The organism is Streptomyces sp. 13-12-16 (genome assembly GCF_002114215.1).
GTDB lineage: Bacteria > Actinomycetota > Actinomycetes > Streptomycetales > Streptomycetaceae > Streptomyces.
Window position 1 is genome coordinate 1 of the sequence record NZ_NCTE01000979.1, and the last position, 1484, is coordinate 1484.

Genomic DNA, 1484 nt, shown 5'->3' on the forward strand with positions numbered 1-1484 from the left:
AACTCGTCGCCGCCGACGCCGCCTACCGTGCGGCGGTCCTCGCATGACCGCCACGAACGGCACGGACCCGCGCACCGACGACGGACGGACCGAGGAGACGACGATCCGCACCGGCCCCGTGGACCGCGCCCTGCTGCCGACCGCGACCGGCGCCGAGACCCTGGCCGCCCTCCGCTCCATGCTGCGCGGCCACCGTCCGCTGGCGGCGGCCGCGGTGGGCGTCCTGGTCGCCGGAACGGCCGTCGGCCTGCTGACGGCACCCCTGCTCGGACACGTCGTCGACCTGGTGGTGGAACGGCGCGGCACGAACGCGCTGACCGTGCCCATGATCCTGCTCGTCACGGTGGCCGTGGCGCGCGGCGCCGCCACCGCCCTCGGCAGCGCCCTCGTCGCCCGGCTGGGCGAGACCCTGCTCGCCGCCCTGCGCGAACGGTTCGTCGAGCGGGCGCTCGGGCTGCCGCTGGAGCGGGTCGAGGAGGCCGGTTCGGGCGACCTGGTCTCCCGGGTGACGGACGACGTCACCATGGTCGCCAAGTCGGTGCGGCAGGCCCTGCCGGAGTTCTCCCGCTCCGCCTTCACCATCGTGCTGACCCTGGCCGGGCTCGCCGTGCTGGACTGGCGGTTCCTGCTCGCCGCGCTGTGCGCCGTGCCCGTGCAGGTGCTGTCGGTGCGCTGGTACCTGCGCCGGGCCGCTCCCGTCTACGCCGGGCACCGGGTGGCCACCGGCGCGCTCCAGCACCAGTTGCTCGACAGCATCGGGGGCGTCCGCACCGTACGCGCGTTCCGGCTGAACGGGCCGCATCTGGACCTCGTGGAGCAGCGGTCGCGGGCGGCCCTCGGGCTGGCGCTGCGCGGCATCCACGTCGTGACCGGGTTCTTCTCCCGCCTCAACCTGGCCGAGTTCATCGGCCTGGCCTCGGTCCTGGTCACCGGCTTCGTGCTGGTGGACGACGGGTCGGTGAGCATCGGCACGGCGACCGCGGCCGCGCTGTACTTCCACAGCCTGTTCAACCCGGTCAACGCCGCGCTGTTCCTGCTGGACGACGTGCAGTCGGCGGGCGCCAGCCTCGCCCGTCTGGTCGGGGTGTCCGGCCTGGCCCTCGCGCCGGAGCCGGAGCCGGACCGGCGGGCCGTGCCGGTGGACGGCTCGGTCAAGGTCTCCTCGCTCGACCACGCCTACGTGCCCGGCCACCCGGTGCTGCGGGACGTCGACCTGGAGGTGAGCGGCGGGGAGCGGGTCGCGCTGGTCGGTTCGAGCGGGGCCGGCAAGACGACGCTGGCCAAGCTGATCGCGGGCGTGCACCGGCCGGTCCGGGGGTCGGTCGCGCTGGGCGGGGCCGACGCGGGCGAGCTGGGTCCCGCGGGGGTCCGCCGGGCGGTGACGCTCATCAGCCAGGAGGTGCACGTCTTCGCCGGTCCGCTCGCCGAGGACCTGCGGCTGGCCCGGCCGGACGCCGGCGACGACGACCTGCGGGCGGCCCTGG

Annotated in this window: 1 protein-coding gene; it reads left to right on the forward strand. The window is 75.6% G+C overall.

The window, feature by feature from the left end; translation table 11 throughout:
* Positions 1 to 43 precede the first annotated feature (43 nt).
* Positions 44 to 1484 (forward strand): ABC transporter ATP-binding protein (locus B7767_RS33625; protein WP_085575409.1); only part of this gene is annotated, 1441 nt, incomplete at its 3' end.